The sequence below is a fragment of the Variovorax soli genome (genome assembly GCF_031454625.1).
Classification (GTDB): domain Bacteria; phylum Pseudomonadota; class Gammaproteobacteria; order Burkholderiales; family Burkholderiaceae_C; genus Variovorax; species Variovorax soli_A.
In genome coordinates this window covers 285,117-304,066 of sequence record NZ_JAVDRF010000004.1, presented here as the reverse complement: position 1 = coordinate 304,066, position 18,950 = coordinate 285,117, and the positions used below count along the sequence as shown (strand labels likewise).

The following is an 18,950-nucleotide window of genomic DNA, read 5'->3' as shown; positions in this document are numbered from 1 at the left end:
CATGAAAGCGAAGGTCATCAACGAAGGTCCCGAGCGCACCATTGCGCTCATCCTCGATCGCGGCGACGAGGTGGTTTCCGCGATCACGCGCTTCGCCGAGGCGCACGGGCTCGCCGCCAGCCGCTTCAGCGCGATCGGCGCGTTCGAGCGCGCCACGCTGGGCTACTTCGACTGGGAGCGCAAGGACTATGAGCGCATCGCAGTCGACGAGCAGGTGGAGGTGCTGGCCATGCTCGGCGACGTGGCCCTTGATTCGGGCAAGCCCAGGATCCACGCGCACGTGGTGCTGGGGCGGCGCGACGGCGGCACGCTGGGCGGCCACCTGCTGGAGGCGCGGGTGCGGCCCACGCTGGAGGTCCTGCTGATCGAGTCGCCCGGCTACCTGCAGCGCGAACACGACCCGGCCAGCGGCCTGGCGCTGATCAGGATCGGGCCCGGCACCTGATCGCGCCGCACGGCAGCGCGCTCACTCCCTGCGCCGGGCGAAGGCCCGGGATGCGGCGAACAGCAGCGCGAGCGCACCCGCCGCGAGGGCCCCGCGGTGCGTGTCGAGCCAGAACTGCGCGCTCGACGTGCGCGCCTCGTCGTCGAAGCGTCCGTGCGCGCCGTGATCGCCGGCCACGGGCTTCCACAGGTTGTCGGGCCGCTCGCGCGGCAGCGGCTCGTCGGTCTGCTGCCCGTCGACGGCGGACGCGCCCAGCACGCGATCCAGCAGGCCCGGCACCACACGCGTGCCCAGGATGGCCTGCACGGCGGGCCACCCCACCCACAGCTCGCGCCGGCGATGCGTGGCCGCCCACACCACGGCGCGCGCCGCGATCTCCGGCTGGAAGATCGTGCCCATCGGGCGCGGCCGCCGGGGCAGCGTGGTGCGGCCCCATTCGAACTGCGGGGTGTTGAAGGCCGACAGGTGCACCATGGTCACGCGCACGCGGCTCGCGTCGTGCGCCAGCTCGCAACGCAGCGAGTCGGTGAAGCCGCGCAGGGCTGCCTTTGCGCCGCAGTAGGGCGCCTGCAGCGGAATGGAGCGGTAGGCCAGCGCCGACCCGACCTGCACGATCACGCCGGCGTTGCGCGCCTTCATGCGCTTGAGCGCCGACATGGTGCCCCACACCGCCCCCAGATAGGTGACCTCGGTGGCGCGCCGGAAGTCCTCCGGCGTGATGGCGAGGAGGTCGGAGAAGATCGTTGCCATGGCGTTGTTGACCCACACGTCGATGGCACCCCACTGCGCCTCCACCTGCGCCGCGGCGGCTTCGACCTGGGCCTGGTCGGCGACATCGGTGGGGATCGCCAGCGCCTCCGCGCCCAGGCGCTCGACGTCTTCGCGCGCGCCTTCCAGCCCGTCCTCGCCGCGCGCGAGCAGCGCCACGCACCAGCCCTGCTGCGCAAAGGCCCTGGCAATGGCGCGCCCGATGCCCGCCGAGGCGCCGGTGACGACGGCGACGCGCCGTTCGCGTTCTTGCCGCGGCGCCATCACCGCGCCTCCGCGCCACTGGCCGCCGGCGTCTGCCGCGCGGGCTGCACCGCCGCCGGCGCGTGGGGCCGCGTCGCCTCGTCGACGCCGCTCAGGGCGATCAACAGCAGCCAGGTCGCGAGCGACGTGGCCGCGGCGATGCGCACGATCGTCGGGGCGCGCGCCAGCCGCATGAACAGCCCCACGACGATGGCCGATTTGAGGATGGCGATGCCCAGGCTCGCGAAGGCATTGCCGGGGCCGAGCGGGACGTAGGCGCTGGCCAGGCTCGCCAGCATCAGCGCGAGCAGCGCGACCCAGGCGAACAGCAGCTGGCGGGAATGGCGTTCGAATGCGGTGTCGTTCATGAGTGCCGCTCCACGAGGTAGATCAAGGGATAGAGGAAGATCCACACGACGTCGACAAAGTGCCAGTACAGCGCCATCGCCTCGACGTGCCGCGCGGCGGCCCAGGGCCGGCCGCGGCCGGCGCCCCAGGCGAGCGCGGCCACGCCGGAGATGCCGATCACGAGATGCAGCGCGTGCAGGCCCGTCATGACGAAGTACAGCCAGAAGAACAGTTCGGCGCCGCCGACATCGGCCAGCGCGAACGCGGGGCCCGGGAACAGGTGCTCGTGCCACTCCTTGCGGTACTCGATGCCCTTGATCGCGAGGAACACCATCCCGAGTGCGGCGGTGAGCCACAGCAGCCGCCCCGTCCAGCGACGGTGCGCGAGGTGCTCGGTGCAGGCGAGGCCGAACGCGACCACCGCGCTGCTGGTCAGCAGCACGCCCGTGTTGATCGTGCCGAGCACCACGTCGGTGTGGCGGCTGGCCGCGCCGAAGCCTTGCGGCCAGTGCACGCGGCCGAACAGGTAGGCGACCAGCAGCCCACCGAAGAACAGCAGCTCGGTGCCGAGGAAGATCCACATGCCCAGTTGCCCGAGCTCGGGCGAAGGCGTGGGCCCTGCGACGGCGCGATTCATGGCGCGGCCCTCACGGGGCGCCCGGGGTCGTAGTCGTACACCTGCCCCGGCACCGAGGGCGGACTGTCGAAGTTGTGCGTCGGCGGCGGCGAAGCGGTCTGCCATTCGAGCCCCGTGGCATCGAAGGGGTTGTCGGCGGCGGCACGTCCGGCGCGCAGCGACCAGGCGAAATAGAACAGGGGCAGCAGGTAACCCAGTGCCAGCACCACGGCGCCCGCCGAGGACATCAGGTGCAGCACCTGGAACTCCGCCGGATAGGCGTGGTAGCGCCGCGGCATTCCCTGCACGCCCAGGATGTACTGCGGGAAGAAGGTGAAGTTGAAGCCGAGGAAGATCAGCACCGCGGCGATGCGCGCCCAGATATCGGAGTACATGCGCCCGGTCACCTTGGGCCACCAGAAATGCAGCGCGCCGAAGTACGCCATGACCGAGCCGCCCACCATGATGTAGTGAAAATGCGAGACGACGAAGTAGGTGTCGCTGAGGTGCACGTCGAGCGAGAGCGATGCGAGGAACAGGCCGGTGAGCCCGCCGATGGTGAAGAGCCCGATGAAGCCCAGGGCGTAGAGCATGGGCGCGTCGAACCGGATCGAGCCCTTGTAGAGGGTGGCGGTCCAGTTGAACACCTTGATCGCCGAGGGGATCGCCACCACGAAGCTGAGCAGGGAGAACACCATGCTCGCCGCCAGCGACTGGCCGGCGACGAACATGTGGTGGCCCCACACCAGGAAGCCGATGCTGGCGATGCCCAGGATCGCGTAGGCCATGAAGCGGTAGCCGAAGATTCGCTTGCGGGCGAAGCACGGCACGATCTCGCTCACCACGCCCATGGCCGGCAGGATCATGATGTACACGGCCGGATGCGAGTAGAACCAGAACAGGTGCTGGAACAGGAGCGGGTCGCCGCCGTGCGCGGGATCGAAGACGCCGATCTGGAACAGCCGCTCCGCCGTCACCAGCAAGGCCGTGATCGCCAGCACCGGGGTCGCCAGCACCAGGATCACGCTGGTGGCGTAATGCGCCCACACGAACAGCGGCAGCTTGAACCAGCCCATGCCGGGCGTGCGCAGCATGTGGATGGTGACGATGAAGTTCAGGCCGGTGAGGATGGACGAGAAGCCCGTGACGAACACGCCCACCAGCGTGACTGCCACCCAGCTGTTGGAGAACATGCTGGCGTACGGTGTGTAGAAGGTCCAGCCGGTGTCCACGCCGCCCAGCGCGAGGGCGGCGAGGATGATCAGCCCGCCCGCCATGTACAGGTACCAGCTGAGAAGGTTCAGCCGCGGGAACGCGAGGTCGCGCGCGCCGATCATCAGCGGGATCAGGAAGTTGCCGAGCACCGACGGGATCGAGGGGATCAGGAACAGCCACACCATGATCACGCCGTGCGCGGTGAACAGCTTGTTGTAGGTCTCGTGCGACACCAGGTCGCCCACCGGCGTCGCGAGCTCCAGCCGGATCAGCGTGGCCGCCGCGCCCCCGACGAAGAAGAACGCGGTGATCGAGATGGCGTAGAGGATCGCGATGCGCTTGTGGTCCGTCGTCGTGAGCCACGAGCGCAGGGTCATGCCGTCTTCGAGGTAGCTCATCGCGGCGCTCCCGCCGGCTGCGCCGTGGAGCGCAGGTACGCGATCAGGGCCTGGATGTCTTCCTCGCTCACCTGGCCGGCGAAGGAAGGCATCACGGGCTCGAAACCGGCGACCACGTCCTTCTTCGGCAGCAGGATGGCGTCGCGCACGTAGTTCTCGTCGGCCACCAGGCTGCGGCCGTCCTGCAGGTGCACCGTGCGACCGATCAGGCCCTCCAGCGCGGGCGCATGGACCGTGGAGCCGGCCGCATGGCAGCCGCTGCAGCCCAGCTGGCGAAAGCGCGCGAAACCGTATTGCGCGAGGCTGGGCTGCTCGTTGCCGCTGCCCAGCCAGCGGGCGTACTCGCCGGGGTTCATCACGACGACGCGGCCCAGCATCTGCGAATGCTCGGTGCCGCAGTACTCGGCGCAGAACAGGCGGAACTCGCCGAGCTGGGTGGCCGTGAACCACAGGCCGGTGTAGCGGCCCGGCACCAGGTCCTGCTTCAGGCGGAACGCCGGAACGTAGAAGCTGTGGATCGCGTCCTGCGAGGTCATGAGCAAGTGCACCGGCTGGCCCAGGGGCACGTGCAGTTCGTTGATCTCGCGCTTGCCGTTGCGATGCTGCAGCTTCCACATCCACTGCTTGGCAACCACGTACACGGGCAGCGCATCGGGCGGGACGCGATAGAGCCGCACGAAGCCGTGCGCCCCCCAGGCGAACAGCACGATGAACAAGGCAAGGGGGACCAGGGTCCAGCCCAGCTCCAGCCCGAGATGGCGCTCGACGTTGCCTCGGGCCACGCGGGCGCCCTGGCGGTAGCGAACGGCGAAGAACACCACCGCGATGCAGACCCCGAGCGCCACCACGCCGCACAGGATCAGCATGGCGGTGAACAGCAGATCGGCGTCCTGCGCCACCGTGGAGGCGCTTTCGGCGAGCAGCCGGAAGTTGGCGCTCAAGCGTGCGTCGGTGTCGCCGTTCATCGCGGCCCCTCCGTGGCCGTGCCGCGCCGCCGCCAGCACCAGGCGGCCAGCGCGGCTGCCAGCAGGATGCCCATCGCACGCAGACCGTTCATGATGGCGCCCGAGTGCCGTCCCCACTGCGGATCGAAGTGCGCGCACAGCAGCGCGACCCGGTCGCTCAGACCGCCGATGCGCCCGCCGGCCGCCTCGGCAATCGCCAGGCGCAGCTCGGGCGGATCGAAGTCGATGCCCATGAAATAGCGCGAGACCCGGCCTTGCGGCGTCGCCACCAGCACGGCGGCCGGGTGTGCATAGCGCGGGCGCAGTTCTGCCTTGCTGTCCCCGCTCGCGGGCGCGAGCGGCGAGTAGGCGAAGCCGGCCTGCCGCGCCAGCCGGGCACTGTCGGCGGCGGGCGCGATCAGTGCCTCCAGTTCGAGCGCCGCATCGGCCGGCTGTGCGCCGAGCAGGAAGTCCGCGTACGCCAGGTCGAGCTCGCGCCGCGCCATGGCCGTGGCCGGCGTGTCCTCGGGGTCGATGCTCACGCGCAGGATGCGCAGCGTGCGCCGGGGCACCTTGGCTTCGTGCAGCGCTTGCAGCAGGCCTTGCATCACCAGCCCGCACAGCTGCGGGCAGCGGTAATAGCCCGGCACCAGCAGGACGGCGCGGCCGTCGTTGAAGTAGTCGCCCAGCCGCACGGAGCGCCCGCTGCTGTCGACCAGCGCCGTGTCCATGGACAGGGCGGCGTCCAGCTGCTGCGTGATCGATGCGGGCGGCGGCACGGGTGTCGCCAGCGGCTGCGCCTGCAGGTGGCAGGCGACCGAGAGGGCCGCGGCTGCGACGAGCGCCAGGCGTCGCTTCATGGCCGCTCCTGCGCCGGGCTGGTGGCGGCGGCGCGGGAACGCACCAGGATGTCCATGGCAGTGGCGATCGGGATGCGCGCGATGCCGCGTTCCCGATCGACCCAGCCGCTGGATTCGAGGATCTGCTGCTTCTGCGCGCGGTACTGCGCCAGGTCCGGCTGGGGCGCGCTTTGCAGCGCGGGTGGCGGAACGGCGAGCGGGTCACCCGGGCGTGCGCGGTCGGCGCCCGGCGGCGTGTTCCACAGGCGCAGCAGAAGGAACACGGCACCGACGGCGAGCACCACTCCCAGTGCGATGGCGGCGCCGCTCCACGCGATGCCGCGCGCGTGGACGTCATGCGCCGGCATGCCGCAGCTCCCTGAAAGCCGGACCGCCATCGCCCTTGCGCAGTTGCGCGGGCAAGCCGCCGAACCACAGCAGGCCCATGCCGCCGAAGGTGATCGGCAACAGCCACCAGCCATGCAGGCTGTGCGGCGCCACGGAGGGCAGCACGGTCCACGCGACGTCCAGTGCCGAAGCGGCCGCCAGCAGCGCGGCCACCGGTGCCAGTCGCGCCGGCCGGTCCTTCACCGCGCGAAACAGCAGCGCCAGGAAGGGCACGAACCATTGCAGCAGCACCAGGGCGATCGCGACGTATACCCATCCGGTCTGCAGCCGCGGCACATACCAGGCGATCTCGCGCGGCAGGTTTTCGGCCCAGATGATGAGGAATTGCATGAACGCCAGGTAGGCCCAGGTCATGCTCCACATCAGCAGCAGATTGCCCAGGTCGCGCGACAGCGGGGGACGGCGCTCGGCATGCGCCTCGAGGCGCCGCGGCACGCATGCGGCAACGAGCAGGACGGCCAGCGCCGCGCCGCCCGATGCCTGCACGGCCAGCGCGATCAGCCCGAAGGCGGTGCTGTACCAGCCGGGCAGCAGCGACATCAGCAGGTCCACCGCGGCCAGCGAAGTCACGACGGCATACAGCGCGAGGGAAGCGGCTGCGCGGCCCTTGCGCTCGAGCGAGGCCGGTCGCGTGAGCCACCACCACGCGAGCGCGTACGACGCCACGCGCGCGAGGAAGAAAGGCGTGGACAGCCAGGCGCGTACGAAGGCCGGCCGCGAGAACGGCTCGAGCCAGGCTCCCTGCGGTTCGCCGGCCCAGGGATAAAGCAGCTTCATGCCGGCGAGCACCGGCACCAGCGCCAGCAGCAGCCAGGGCATGCGCCGCCCCAGCAGCACGGCCACCGGCCGCAGCGACTCGCCCCAAGCGCCGCCGGTGAGCCGGTGCATCCAGACGTTGACGAAGCAGCCCAGGGCCAGGCCCAGCGACCACCACCACGCCGCCAGCCAGCTCGCGAGCAGCACGCGTGCATCGACCCACCACCCGGCCAACGACACGACGAGCAGGACCAGGCCTGCGAGGCTGCCGCGGTTCATCGCCCCGGCTCCCTGGCCGCCGGTGGCTCGGGTGGCATCGCGGCAAGCTTCTCTTGCAACGCCGGCGGCAGCGCCGCGATCGGCGCGTGCTGGCTCAGTTGCAAGGCGCGGATGTAGGCGACGATGGCCCAGCGGTCCTCGGGCGTCACGCGGTCGGCGTACGAATACATGATGCCGCGTCCCTGCGTGATGACGTCGAAGAAGTGGCGATCCGGGGCCTCGCGCAGGCGCTGCTCATGGTACGAGGGCGGGCGCGGAAAGCCGCGGCGAACGATGGGCCCGTCGCCATCGCCCACGGGGCTGTGGCAGGGCAGGCAATAGATGCCGTAGCGCTCCTGGCCGCGCCGCAGCAGTGCGCGCGTGAGGGGCGGCGGCGCGCCCGCGGCGCTGGCCGCTTCGCGCTCGGCCACTTCCGCCTGGCCGCGCCTGCCGCTGCTGGTCGCGGCCAGATCGCCGATGGCATTGGCCACGCTGCCCGGCGGTGGCGGGCGCGTCGCTCGGCCGTCGGGAAAGAGCGCACTGCGCTCGCCGGGGTCGTAGCGCGGCTGCTCGTACATCCCGCGCATCACGCGCTCGCAGCCGGACACGCCGCACAGCAGCAAGGCAGCGAGTGCGGCCGTGCGCAGCCTCACAGCGGGACCTCCATGCGGCGGATCGGTTTCATGCTGTCCAGGAGCGCCGCTGCCTGCTCCGCGTCGAAGGCCGGATCGTCGCTGCGCAGGCACAGGAAGAAGCGGTTGCGCGTCGCCAGGTCGAAGTCGCGCGCGCCGAACACCGGGTGCCGCAGCCGAGGCAGGCCGCTGCCGACCAGCATGGCCGCCACGGCGGCCAGCGCGCCGCCCAGAACGGCCAGTTCGAAGGTCACCGGCACGAACATCGGCCAGCTGTTCAGGGGCCGCCCGCCGATGTTGAGCGGGTAGTCGACCACGGCCGAGTACCACTGCATGAAGAAGCCGCCCGCGCCGCCCAGGACCGCGCCCAGGAAGGTGATGAACGGAACACGGCTGCGCTCGAAGCCGAGGGCCTCGGCCAGGCCTTCGACGGGGAATGGCGAATACGCCTCGGCATGCTGGTAGCCGATCGCCCGCACCCGCAGCGCCGCGGCCAACAGTTCGTCGGCGGTCGCGAATTCGGCCATCAGGCCCCAGACGGCCGTCATGCGGGCTCCTTCGCGCTCTCGCGCACCAGCAGGCGCATCTCCGAAATCGAGATCGCCGGCAGCAGCCGGATGAAGACCAGGAACAGCCATGCGAAGGTGCTGATCGAGCCGAGCAGGAAGATCCAGTCCCACAGCGTCGGAACGAAAAGGCCCCAGGACGAAGGCAGGAAGTCGTGGTGCAGGCTTTGCACGACGATCATCACCCGCTCCATCCACATGCCCAGGTTGATGACGAGGCTGAGGCCGAACAGCAGCAGCGCGTTGCGCCTGGCCCGGCGCCACCACAGGATTTGCGGCACCACCACGTTGCAGAACATCATCGACCAGTACACCGGCGCGTAAGAACCGGTCCACCGGTCGAGCGTCATGGCGATCTCGAACTCGTCGCCGCTGTAGAAGGCCATGAAGGTCTCGCACGCGTAGCCGTAGGCCACCAGCGCACCGGTGGCCAGCAGCACCTTGGCCGCGTGGTCCAGGTGAACGCTGGTGATGAAATCGTGCAGGCCGAAGGCGCGGCGCAGCGGGATCGCCAGCGTGAGCACCATCGCGAAGCCGGAGAACAGCGCGCCTGCGACGAAGTAGGGCGGGAAGATGGTCGAGTGATAGCCCGGCGTGTTGCCGATCGCGAAGTCCAGCGATACCACCGAGTGCACCGACACCACGAGCGGCGTCGCCAGTCCCGCGAGCAGCAGGTAAGCCGATTCGTGCCTCGCCCAGTGCCGTGCCTCGCCGCGCCAGCCCAGCGCCAGCAGGCCGAACGCGAGCTGCTTGAAGCGGCTGTGCGCGCGGTCGCGCAGCGTGGCCAGGTCCGGGATCAGCCCCATGTACCAGAACAGGAACGAGACGATCAGGTAGGTCGCGATCGCGAAGAAGTCCCACACCAGCGGGCTGCGCCATTGCGGCCAGAGGTTCATGCGGTCGGGGTAGGGCGCGATCCAGTAGAAGAACCAGGGCCTGCCCAGGTGGAGGATGGGGAACAGGCCGGCCATCGCCGCGGCGAAGAGCGTCATCGCCTCGGCAAAGCGGTTGATGGATGTGCGCCAGCGCTGGCGCAGCAGGAGCAGCACGGCAGAGATGAAAGTGCCCGCATGGCCGATGCCGATCCACCAGACGCAGTTGGCGATGGCGAAGCCCCAGGCCACCGGGATGTTGATGCCCCAGAGGCCGACGCCGGTGGTGAAAAGGTAGGCCATCGCCCCCACGAAAACCACCGTGCCGGCCAGGGTGCCGAAGAACGCGAGCAGCCACGGCCAGCGCACCGGGCGCGTGAGCACCAGGTCGGCGATCTTGTCGCTGATGCTGGCGTAGCCCCACCCGGCATGCAGCACGCCGATGTCGCGCGAAACGGGAGGCGTGCTCATCGCGTGCTCGCGGACTCACCGCCGCTTCGCGATCGCTGTCGGGGCATTCCTGTCGGGGGCGTCCAGGGGCATGGTGATCTCCTTGTCAACGCGAAGAGGGCTTGTCGGAAGCCGCGACGCGCGCCAGGTAGGTGGTCCGCGGCTGCGTGTCCAGCTCGCCGAGCAGGGCGTAGTGGCGTGGCGATTGCTTGACGCGGGCGACCGCACTGGCCGGATCGTTCAGGTCGCCGAAGTGGATGGCGCCGGTGGGGCAGACCGCCTGGCAGGCCGTCACCACGTCGCCGTCGGCCAGCGGCACACCCGTGCTCTGCGCGTGCTGCCGCGCCCGCGCCACGCGCTGCAGGCAGTAGCTGCATTTCTCCATGACCCCGCGCTCGCGCACGGTGACGCTGGGATTGCGCTGGCCCTTCAGCGACTCGGTCTCCCGGTCGCTGTACTGCAGGAAGTTGAAGCGGCGCACCTTGTACGGGCAGTTGTTGGAGCAAAAGCGCGTGCCGATGCAGCGGTTGTAGACCTGCACGTTCAGTCCCTCGGCGTCGTGCATCGTCGCGCCGACGGGGCACACCAGCTCGCAGGGCGCCTTCTCGCAGTGCATGCACGGCACCGGCTGGAAGATGCTGCCGTCCACCTCGGGCATTTCGTAGCGGTCGACCCGAATCCAATGCATTTCGCGCCCGTGGGCCACCTCGGCCTTGCCCACGACCGGGATGTTGTTCTCCGCCTGGCAGGCGATCGTGCACGCGTTGCAGCCGATGCAGGCGTCCAGGTCGATGGCCATGCCCCAGGCGTGTCCGGGGGACGGGAACCGCGGGTACAGCGATGGAGGTTCCAGCCCCGCTTCCGGGATGCGGGCGCCGGGTGCGAGCACGCGCGCGAGCGCCCGTCCATGCTGCGCCATCGCATGCTGGGTCACGGCGAAGTCGTGCTTGCGGCCGAGCGGCCGGAGTTGCACGGGAGCCGTCACCCCATCCAGGGGCTGGAGGCGGAATGCGTCGAAGCCCACGCCGCTTCCCACGCGCCCCGCTTCGCGCCGCCCATACCCCAGCGGCAGCGTCACCGCGCCCTCGGCATGGGCAGCCAGCACCCAGACCGGCGCATCCACCTGCTGCTGCGCCAGCGTGGCGCGCACGACGTCGCCGGTCGTGAGGCCAAGGCGCCTTGCGGTCTCGGGTCCGAGCAGCAGGGCGTTGTCCCAGGTCAGCTTGGTGAAGGGACGCGGCAACTCCTGCAGCCAGCCGTTGTTGGCGAAGCGGCCGTCGTGCACCGACGGATCGGGCGCGAACACCGCCGCGAGCGCCCCGGGGGTCGCCGCCGGCACCAGCGCCGCGGCCGGCGGGTGCGCGGCGCCCATCGACAGGGCCTGCGGCGCGCTGCCGGCGATCACGCCGCGTTGCAAGGCGGAGCGCCAGAACTCGGCGAAGTCCGCGCCGCCCTGCTCCCGCCATTGCCGCTGCACCCATGCATGGCCATCGCGCACATCTTCGGCCGCGAGCAGCGCGACCAGCTCGTGCAATGAACGGCTGTCGTACAGGGGCGCGATCGCCGGCTGGATCAAGGTGGCACTGCCGTCGTGCGCCAACGCGTCGCTCCACTGCTCGTAGACGTGCGACAGCGGCAGATGCCAGGCGCAGGTGCGAGCGGTCTCGTCGCGGTACAAGCCGCTGTGGACACTGAAGCGCACCTTGGCCAGCGCCTTCGCGAAGTCGAGGATGCCGGGAGATTCGTGGACGGGGTTCGCGTCCAGGATGAACAGGGTGTCGACCGAACCGGCATTCATCGCATCGACCAGTTCGGGCAGCGTGCCGGCCTCGGGCGCGAACGCGAGCGGTGCGATCAGCGCCAGCGTGCGGCCGGGGGCGCCGAGCTGCTGGTGCAGCGCGTGCACCAGCGCATGGCTTTGCGAGGAGAGACAGGCACCGGGGACGATGAGGCTGGCCGGCCCGTTCGCCTTCAACGCGCGCACCAGCTCCGCTTCGAACCGGGCGACCACGCCATCGCCTGCTGCGGGCGCCGCGCCGCCGCTGACCGCACCGGCAACCCGCCACAGCAGGGCGTCGATCTCGGCGGGCGGCAACGCGATCCTGCGATCGGCGCGCGCGCCGAACAAGCCGGGCGTTGCTTCGACGGCGAACAGGCGCGCCGGCGCAGCGTTCGGCGGCGTGGCGGCGCGTCGGCGCGCCCAGTCCGCGGCATGGCGCACCGCGCCGGGTCCGTCGCTGAAGGGATCACTGCCCAGCGCGAGCACGCATGCCGCCGCGTCCAGGTGCAGGATCGGCTCCACCGTGCGGCCGAATGCGGCGATCGCGCCCGCTTGTGCGGCGGTGTCGCGCACCGGGGCGTGCTGATGCCAGCGCGCCGCGGGGAAGCGCTGCAGCAGTGCCGCGAGCTGCGTCCGCAGCGTCGGTGACGTCACCGGCCCGGTGAGGATGCGCAGCCCTTCGCCGCGCCGCGCCTGCAGCTGCGGCGCGCGCTCGCGCCAGGCGTTTTCGAAGGCAGCCCAACTGGAGATGGCGCCGTGTCCGGACGCGCCGGCCGTGGAGGCCTCGCCCAGCCGCTGCATCACGGCGGCGGATCGGTCCGGGTCCCACAGCTGCAGCACCGAGGCCTGCGCGAACACATCGGTGGCGCCCAGGCTGGAGGGATGCAGCGGATTGCCCTCGATCTTGATCGGCCGGCCATCGTCGGTGCCGACCCGCACGCCGAGTGCGTAGCCGTCGCGCACGAAGGCGCTGGCGTAGTAGACGGGCAAGCCGCCGCCACGGGCTTCGGGCATGTCGACCCAGGGGTAGATGCGCTCGCGCGGCTGGCGCGTGCAGGCGCCGTTGGCCAGCGCCAGCGAGGCCGCCATCAGGCCGAGCGCGCTTCTGCGGTTGATCTCGCCGGGCGCGGTGCGATGAAAGGTGAGCGGCTCGCCGTGGTCGTGCTTCATCTCGTGCTCACCGGTGGCAGGTTGAACAATCGGTCATGCGCCGCCGGCTCTCCAGTTGCATCAGCCGCGCCAGGGCGGCGGCATCCTCCGTGCTCACGCTGTTGGCGCGCATCTCGAACACCTGCTCGCGCGGGCGCAAGTGCGGGGCCGGGTTGCGGTGGCACGCCACGCACCATTGCATCTGCAGCGGTTGCGCGCGCCAGGTCAGCGGCATCTGGTCCACCTGTCCGTGGCATTCGATGCAGGCCACGCCCTTGGCGACGTGCACGCTGTGCGCGAAGTAGACGAAGTCGGGCAGGGTGTGCACGCGGCGCCAGGCGATCGGTTGTCCGGTCCGCGCGCTTTCGCGCAGCGGTTCAAGTACCTTCGCGTCCGTGTAGAGCTGGGAGTGGCAGGTGAGGCAGATGCGGGTCGACGGCAGCCCGGCATCGCGGCTGGTCTCCACGGTGGTGTGGCAGTAGCGGCAATCCAGGCCGTCGTCCCCCACGTGGTGCTTGTGGCTGAACGGGATCGGCTGCGCGACCGGCGAGCCCAGCGCCTGGTAGGAACTCTCGCGCCAGACGGCGAAGCCCACCAGCGCGGGAAAGACGAGGAACAGGCCCGCGATCACCAGCTTCACGGCCAGCTCCATCCGGCGGCTGAAGGTCTGTTCGTGCGTCTGCGGAGACGGACTCATGCGCTACCGGCAATGCGCCGCCTCCGCCCGCGTGTCAGCCGTATTCACTGCTTCGAGGTAGATCCTTCGGATCTTCGGAAACCGGCCGCGCACCCGCTCCTCGATCCTCGCGATCGCCGCGGCCACTTCGCCTGCGGGTGTCGCCGGATCGAAGGAGGCGGCCAGGGTCACGAGCACGTCTTCTGCGCCGACGTACATCGACAGCAGGGGCCCGACTTCGCGCACTGCGGGCTCTTCGCGCACCATCGCGCGGATCGCCTGCGCGGTTTCCGGCGCCACGCCCTCGCCCACCAGCAACCCGCGCGATTCGCGGATCAACAGCACCGCGACACCTGCCAGCAGGAGCCCGATCACCGCCGAGGCGGCGCCGTCGAGCACCGGCATCTTCAGCCGGTGGCTGAGGAACACGCCGGCCGCCGCGACCATCAGCCCGGCGATCGCGGCGGAGTCCTCGGCCAGCACCGTGTAGCTGGAAGGGTCCTTGCTGCGGCGCAGGGCCTGCCACAACGGCGTCTCGCCGCGCTGCTTGCCGAACTGCCGCCAGGCAATGAAAAAGCTGGTGCCCTCGAACACCATCGCAGCGGCCAGGACGATGTAGTTCCACATCGGCTCCGCCAGCGGCTGCGGATTGCGCATGTGGAGGATGCCTTCGTAGAACGACACGCCGCCGCCGACGCCGAAGATCAGCACGGCCACGATCAGGCTCCAGAAATACAGCTCCTTGCCGTGGCCGTAAGGATGCTCCGCCGTGGCGGGACGTTCGCTGCGCTTCAGGCCCACCAGCAGCAGCGCGCCGTTGCCGGTATCGACGACGGAATGGATTCCCTCGGACAGCATCGCCGAACTGCCGGTGATACCCGCCACGATGAACTTGGTCGCGGCGATGGAGGCGTTGGCGACGATCGCGCCATACACGGCGATCTTCGGCTCGGCCATCGCGCTATCCGCCCGCCTGCAGCGCAAGCGGCGTGGCGCGTTCGAGCGGCCGGTCCGCTGCCCGGCACGGCCACTCGCCCCAACCGTTTGCCGCGATGTGGGGCCGGGTGCGCGCTTGGTCGCCGGGGTCCGCGGACCGGAGGTTCGCCAAAGCGAGGGCGAGCGCGAGTTGCGAGTCGAAGGGCCATGGGGGATGCACGGCACACCTCTCAAGAATTCGTGTTTTGCACAAATGCTAAGCCGCGGTCTGCGTCCCGTGTGCTCATCCTCGTGTTGTTACATGGATTTGCACAAATGCCAAGGGCCCAGGGCCATGGCATCCATGGCTGAGCTGACGAGGCTGACCGCAGGCAGCGCGCCGCTTCGAAAGGCTCAATCGGCGCTGAGCGCCCGCGGCCCGAGCGCGCCTCGCGCATGGCGAAGGTCCGGTGCGAAGCGCCAGGCCAGGAGCAGCAGGGCGAGCAGCGCCGGGATCCAGCGCAGGTCCGCATCCGCCCTCCGGCTCAGCGCGAAGCGGCGGTCCAGCATCGCGGTCTTCAGTGCCTCCGGCGTGGCCAGCCGCAGGTAGTTCACGCCGACGAGCTTGGCCAGCGTTTGCAGATGATCCTCGCGCAGCTCCGACAGGTGCTCGTGGTTTTGCGTGCCGCCGATGGCGGAGCCCTGCACCACGTCCTCCGGCTTCCAATAGCCCGCGCTCTCGCCGCTGCTGTCGGTCTTCGGAATCGGCACCGGCACATCGCCGCCGACGCCGATGACCCAGCCCTTCACCTCGCCGGGCGTGATGTCCATCATCGGCGGCGAATCGTTTTCACGAAGCGGCGGCGCCTCCTGCCCGTCGCTGATGAAGACGAAGGCGGTATGCCCGCCGATGCTCCTGGCGCCGCGAACGGCCCACGTCACGCCCTTGCCGATGTTGCTGGCATTGGCCCAGCGCATGCGGGCATCGATGCGTTCGAGCGAGGCGAGCAGTTCTTCGTAGTGGCTGCAGACCTCGATGGGCGTGAGGATCACCAGCGAGCGATAGTCCGCGAAGACGCTCCAGCCCACCCTGGAACCGCAGGGCAGGGCGGCCAGCACCTCGCGCATCGCGGCGCGCGCCAGGGTGAGCCGGCTGACCGCCGCATGGTCGAGCTCCACGTCCTCCACATTCATGCTCTGCGTGATGTCGAAGCTGACCTGCCATTCGAACACCGGCCGCTGCAACTGCACGCGCGGCGGCCAGGCCGCCAGCGCGAGCAGCAGCAGGGCCGCCAGCAGCGGCCAGCTTCCGCGGTTGCCGATGCGCCGCCAGACGGCGTTCACGGCAAGTCTCCGGCGACGAAGCCCGGCACACGCACCTTGCGCTGCTCGACCGACTGCTGCTGCTCGGCGCTGAAGACCTCCTGCTCTTCCGGCGCCAGGCGCAGGGCGCGTTCGAGGTTGTAGCGCGCGTCCCAGTCCTGCGGCGCGGCGCGCAGCAGCTCGCGCAAGCGCTGCTTGCCCAGTTCGAAGAACGGACCGGCGCCGCTCTCCTGCGCCAGGCCTTGCCGCAGGTACATGTTGGCCAGGTTGAACAGCGCCTGCTGCGCGATGGGGTCGCGTTCGCCTTTCTGGACCAGGCCGGCATAGCCCTTGAGCGCGGCCTCGTGGTTGCCGGCCTTCGACAGCGCGAGGGCCTGCGCCAGCTGCAGCTCGCGTGCGGAGCGCAGGGGCAGGGCCGCGGCATCGGCGCCCACGGGCGTGGCGGCGATGCGGGCGATCTCGGCGTTGAGCCTCGCCGTCTGTTGCAGGCGCAAGCCCCGCTCCAGTGCCGTGCCCGCGCAGCACAGGCTCAGCAGGCCGAACAGCAGGTGGACGGTGCGGCGCTTCATGGGCTCGTGCGCCAGCTTTGGAGCTGCAGCGCCCGGCACGCCAGCAGGCCGGCGCAGCACAGCAGGGCCGCCAGGTAGAAGGCGCCGCCGTAGTCGCGCCGCGGCACGCGCTCGTGGAGGATCAGCGGGAAGTTCTGCTGGCGGTCGATCTCGGCCATGGCGGCGGCCATCGCGTTGGAGTCGTCCACCTGGTACAGCCGGTAGGGCGTGTCGAGCGTCTTGAAGAAGCGATGCAACGCCAGTTCCTCGCCCAGGCCGTAGGCGCTTGGCGTGTCGGTGTTGAGGTTGGGCGAGTTGGGGCCGCTGCGCACGTAGATCCAGTAGAGCCCGATCTTCTCGCGCGCCAGTCCCGCCTGGATGCGCCGGCGCGTGGCTTCGTCGAGCTGGGCGCCGCCGTCCGAGACGATCAGGATCACGCGGCTTCCCGAGTAGCTGCGGTTCTCGAATTCCTCGATGGCGGCCAGCAGCGCCGGCCCCATGCGGGTTTCGGGCAGGCCGCGGCCGATCGCGCTGGCGGCGAGCGCGGCCTGCACCGTGTCCGTCTTTTGCGTGAAGGGCACCACGGCGATCGGCACGGTGCTGAAGGTCATGAAGGCGAAGCGGTTGTCGGGCCGCTTCGCGACGAAGTCGCTCAACAGGTCGCGCACGACCTTGGCCTTGGGCTCCTGCGACATGCGGCCTGCCATCTTCAGGCCGTTGGTGTGCACCGTGGCATCCATGCTGCTGCTGCGGTCCATCAGGATCAGCACCTCGGCGCCCCGACCGGTGCGCTGCACCTGGGCGCCGGTCTGCCCGGGACCGGCGAGGCCGAGCACGGCCAGCGCCATGGCACCGACCGCGAAGGCGCGCCAGAGAAAACCCACCGCGCGCCCGACACGGTCGGCGGGCAGCCAGGCCAGGGACGGGAAGGCGAGCGTATCGCTGCGCCGGCGCAGCAGCGGCAGCATCGCGATCGGCAGCAGCAGCAGCATCCAGGGCTGGGCGAAGTCGAAGCGCATCAATGCCTCTGCGCTTTCTCCGCGTCGCGCAGGGCCCGGCACAGCGACTTGAGCGGGTAGGGCGAGCCTGCCTCCGACCGGCCGCCGTCGCCCGCGAAGAAGCGCCGGGTGGATTCGCGGTAGAAGTCTTCGAGGCGCGACTGGAGCGGCCGCAGGTAGGGGGCCTCTGCCATGAGCCGGGGCAGGCTGGCGCCATGGACCACATGCCCGGCACGCGTGTTCAATGCGCGGTGCACGACCCGCCAGGCCTGCGCACTCTCGGAGTCGTCGATGCGCTTGAGCTCGCGCCAGGCCTGCGCGAATGGAAGGCGCCGCGCTTCCAGCGCGTTGCGCCAGGCCCACCAGCCGAGCCAGGTCAGCAGCACGGTCAGCAGGGCGGCGAGCGACAGCCCGAGTTGCCGCTCGATGGCATCGGTCGGAAGCGCCGCGACAGGCCGGTCCGGTCGCAGCGGCAGCAGATCGCCCTGGCCGAAGACCTCGGGCGGCGTGAGTGCCGCGATGCTGACCGGCCAGGCGGGCAGGGCGAGCGTCGGACCCGAGGCGGTGGAGATGCTCAGGGCCGGCAGTGCGATGGCGCTGAGCGTGCGCGGCGCGTTGATGATCTGGTACTCGATGACCAGCCAGCGCCGCCCCCGCGCATCCGATTCGATGCGCGGCGGCCTGCGCTCCAGCCAGAGGTCGACCCGTCCTGCGGCGGGGAGCGTGCCGGGCTGGAGCGGCCGGCCCGCGGCTTCGAGCAGCACGCGCTGGCCCAGGACGTCGCCCAGGACGTGGCCGAAGCTGCGCGGCTGCTCCACCGTGGCAGCCACGGTGGCGGTGGCCGCAGCCGGCGCGGGCGCGTCGGCGGCCGGCGCGAGATCCGCGACCGCGCCGAAGGCCAGCGCCAGCGTCACCGCCCGAAGCGCCTTCATGCCGCCGTCTCCATGAAATACCGCGTGAGGGCCTCGGCGTCGAAGCGGCCGTGCAAATGAAAGGGCGGCATGCCGTGGGCTTCGAATAAGGCCTTGAGCTCGGCGCGCCGTGCCGCGACGGCCGCGCGCCATCGCGTGCGCAGCGATTCGCGCATCCACAGGCTGCGCCGGACGCCCGTCTCGGCATCGCTGAGCGCCAGCAGCGCGCGGGCCGGCGGCGGCTCGGTTTCGGCCGGGTCCCAGACCACCATCGGGACGACGCAGGCCGGCGCGAGTTGCGCCAGCAGCTCGCCGAGCGCGTCGATCGGCCAGTGGAAATCGGAGGCGAGAAAGACCAGGCCGCCGCGGCCGACCAGGTTCTCGGTGGCGCGGCGCAGGCCGGCGAGCGCGCTGCCGGGCGACATCGCGGCCGGCGCGGCCCGGCAGTCTCGCAGCAGGCGCGCCATCAGCGCGCCGTTGCCGCGGCTGTGGCGCGCAGGCACGAACAGGTCCTGGCGCTCGCGCTGGTCGAAGGCCAGCAGGCCGACCGCATCGCCGGTGCGGAAGGCGCTGTAGCCCAATGCCTCGGCCAGATCGGCCACCACGTCGAGCTTGCGCCGGCCTTCGCCGAAATGCATCGACGCCGACACATCCACCACCAGGTGAACGGGAATGGCCACCCGCAGCCGATGCACGCGCACCAGCCAGTCGCCGCGGGCATCGCGGACGCTGGCGCGCAGGTCGAGGCGCCGCGGGTCCGGATGGTCGAACAGCCGCCGATGCGCGGCGAACTCCTGCCCGCTGCCCTGGCTCAGGCCACGCTGCGCACCCGGGCGCCAGCCGCCGAAGCGGCGCGGCAGCTGGTAGTGGAATTCGTCGATGCGCTCCATCG

At 70.6% G+C, this 18,950-nt stretch carries 20 protein-coding genes; 1 reads left to right on the top strand and 19 read right to left on the bottom strand.

Annotated features, from left to right (window positions below):
- Position 1: 1 nt before the first annotated feature.
- A complete protein-coding gene (locus J2739_RS11480; RefSeq protein ID WP_309901631.1) occupies positions 2-445 on the top strand; it encodes a PPC domain-containing DNA-binding protein in 444 nt (147 codons plus the stop codon).
- 21 nt (positions 446-466) lie between these two features.
- Here J2739_RS11480 and J2739_RS11475 read toward each other — a convergent pair whose 3' ends face one another.
- From J2739_RS11475 to J2739_RS11385, 19 genes are all read right to left on the bottom strand, one after another.
- The gene (locus J2739_RS11475; protein ID WP_309901629.1) at positions 467-1,477 is read right to left on the bottom strand and encodes an SDR family oxidoreductase; all 1,011 of its coding nucleotides are present in this window, start codon (positions 1,475-1,477) and stop codon (positions 467-469) included.
- Positions 1,477-1,824, bottom strand: a complete 348-nt coding sequence (locus tag J2739_RS11470) for a cytochrome C oxidase subunit IV family protein (protein WP_309901627.1) — start codon at positions 1,822-1,824, stop codon at positions 1,477-1,479. Before J2739_RS11470 ends, J2739_RS11475 begins: the two co-directional genes overlap by 1 nt.
- Positions 1,821-2,441, bottom strand: coding sequence for a cytochrome c oxidase subunit 3 (locus J2739_RS11465; RefSeq protein ID WP_309901625.1), 621 nt, complete (start codon positions 2,439-2,441; stop codon positions 1,821-1,823). The genes J2739_RS11470 and J2739_RS11465 overlap by 4 nt, the downstream gene beginning before the upstream one ends.
- Entirely contained in the window at positions 2,438-4,033 is a 1,596-nt protein-coding gene (gene ctaD / locus J2739_RS11460; protein WP_309901623.1) for a cytochrome c oxidase subunit I, read from the bottom strand. Before ctaD ends, J2739_RS11465 begins: the two co-directional genes overlap by 4 nt.
- On the bottom strand, positions 4,030-4,998 hold the full coding sequence (coxB, locus tag J2739_RS11455; RefSeq protein WP_309901620.1) for a cytochrome c oxidase subunit II: 969 nt from the start codon (positions 4,996-4,998) through the stop codon (positions 4,030-4,032). The genes ctaD and coxB overlap by 4 nt, the downstream gene beginning before the upstream one ends.
- Positions 4,995-5,837, bottom strand: a complete 843-nt coding sequence (locus J2739_RS11450) for an SCO family protein (RefSeq protein WP_309901618.1) — start codon at positions 5,835-5,837, stop codon at positions 4,995-4,997. Before J2739_RS11450 ends, coxB begins: the two co-directional genes overlap by 4 nt.
- A complete protein-coding gene (locus J2739_RS11445) occupies positions 5,834-6,184 on the bottom strand; it encodes a hypothetical protein (protein WP_309901616.1) in 351 nt (116 codons plus the stop codon). Before J2739_RS11445 ends, J2739_RS11450 begins: the two co-directional genes overlap by 4 nt.
- On the bottom strand, positions 6,171-7,259 hold the full coding sequence (locus tag J2739_RS11440; RefSeq protein WP_309901614.1) for a hypothetical protein: 1,089 nt from the start codon (positions 7,257-7,259) through the stop codon (positions 6,171-6,173). Before J2739_RS11440 ends, J2739_RS11445 begins: the two co-directional genes overlap by 14 nt.
- Positions 7,256-7,891 carry a c-type cytochrome gene (locus tag J2739_RS11435; protein WP_309901612.1) on the bottom strand — a complete coding sequence of 212 codons (636 nt, stop codon included), beginning with the start codon at positions 7,889-7,891 and terminating at the stop codon, positions 7,256-7,258. The genes J2739_RS11440 and J2739_RS11435 overlap by 4 nt, the downstream gene beginning before the upstream one ends.
- Positions 7,888-8,418 (bottom strand): DUF3341 domain-containing protein, encoded by a 531-nt coding sequence (locus J2739_RS11430; RefSeq protein ID WP_309901611.1) that lies wholly within the window; start codon positions 8,416-8,418, stop codon positions 7,888-7,890. The genes J2739_RS11435 and J2739_RS11430 overlap by 4 nt, the downstream gene beginning before the upstream one ends.
- Positions 8,415-9,779: an NrfD/PsrC family molybdoenzyme membrane anchor subunit gene (gene nrfD / locus J2739_RS11425; protein WP_309901609.1), complete on the bottom strand. Its 1,365-nt coding sequence runs from the start codon at positions 9,777-9,779 to the stop codon at positions 8,415-8,417. The genes J2739_RS11430 and nrfD overlap by 4 nt, the downstream gene beginning before the upstream one ends.
- An 85-nt stretch (positions 9,780-9,864) precedes the next feature.
- The gene (locus J2739_RS11420) at positions 9,865-12,708 is read right to left on the bottom strand and encodes a 4Fe-4S dicluster domain-containing protein (RefSeq protein WP_309901607.1); all 2,844 of its coding nucleotides are present in this window, start codon (positions 12,706-12,708) and stop codon (positions 9,865-9,867) included.
- Positions 12,709-12,715: 7 nt separating this feature from the next.
- Entirely contained in the window at positions 12,716-13,384 is a 669-nt protein-coding gene (locus J2739_RS11415) for a cytochrome c3 family protein (protein ID WP_309901604.1), read from the bottom strand.
- A 3-nt stretch (positions 13,385-13,387) separates the two neighbouring features.
- Complete coding sequence (locus J2739_RS11410; protein WP_309901602.1) at positions 13,388-14,320, bottom strand: cation diffusion facilitator family transporter; 933 nt, start codon at positions 14,318-14,320, stop codon at positions 13,388-13,390.
- 372 nt (positions 14,321-14,692) lie between these two features.
- Positions 14,693-15,622: a vWA domain-containing protein gene (locus J2739_RS11405; RefSeq protein ID WP_309901600.1), complete on the bottom strand. Its 930-nt coding sequence runs from the start codon at positions 15,620-15,622 to the stop codon at positions 14,693-14,695.
- Positions 15,619-16,170 (bottom strand): MxaK protein, encoded by a 552-nt coding sequence (locus J2739_RS11400; RefSeq protein WP_309901598.1) that lies wholly within the window; start codon positions 16,168-16,170, stop codon positions 15,619-15,621. Before J2739_RS11400 ends, J2739_RS11405 begins: the two co-directional genes overlap by 4 nt.
- Entirely contained in the window at positions 16,167-17,168 is a 1,002-nt protein-coding gene (locus J2739_RS11395) for a VWA domain-containing protein (protein ID WP_309901596.1), read from the bottom strand. Before J2739_RS11395 ends, J2739_RS11400 begins: the two co-directional genes overlap by 4 nt.
- The gene (locus tag J2739_RS11390; RefSeq protein ID WP_309901594.1) at positions 17,168-18,079 is read right to left on the bottom strand and encodes a calcium incorporation protein MxaA; all 912 of its coding nucleotides are present in this window, start codon (positions 18,077-18,079) and stop codon (positions 17,168-17,170) included. Before J2739_RS11390 ends, J2739_RS11395 begins: the two co-directional genes overlap by 1 nt.
- Positions 18,076-18,948: a DUF58 domain-containing protein gene (locus J2739_RS11385; RefSeq protein ID WP_309901592.1), complete on the bottom strand. Its 873-nt coding sequence runs from the start codon at positions 18,946-18,948 to the stop codon at positions 18,076-18,078. The genes J2739_RS11390 and J2739_RS11385 overlap by 4 nt, the downstream gene beginning before the upstream one ends.
- Positions 18,949-18,950 lie beyond the last annotated feature (2 nt).